Source organism: Streptomyces sp. URMC 126 (assembly GCF_051386555.1).
In the GTDB taxonomy this organism is placed as follows: Bacteria; Actinomycetota; Actinomycetes; order Streptomycetales; family Streptomycetaceae; genus Streptomyces.
Genome location: NZ_JBPQTX010000790.1, coordinates 1 through 282 on the forward strand (window position 1 = coordinate 1; position 282 = coordinate 282).

1 pseudogene is annotated in these 282 nt (G+C 65.6%); it reads right to left on the bottom strand.

Annotated elements, in window-relative coordinates:
- Window positions 1-282, bottom strand: a pseudogene (locus tag ACSNOK_RS33935) (ATP-binding protein); the annotation flags it as partial.

The window sequence follows — 282 nt, forward strand, 5'->3', positions numbered from 1 at the left end:
TTCCCCGAGGACGCGCGCCAGGTCGCCACGGTTGATCTCATCGATGATGAGGAGGAATCTCCGGTCCGGCGCCTGCGCGGCCGCTTTGCAGATTTGCAGGAAGAGCCCGTCCTGCAACCGGAGGTTCAGCCCCGGGCCGCTTTCCGCGGGGGCGGGTTTGAATCCTTCGACGAAGTCCTCGTAGCCGTAGGAAGGATGAAAGGTCACCATGGTGACCGTCGGCATGTCGCTGCCGCTGGAGTCGCCGAGAAGGCCGGTCACCACTGCCGAGCGGTCCACGGC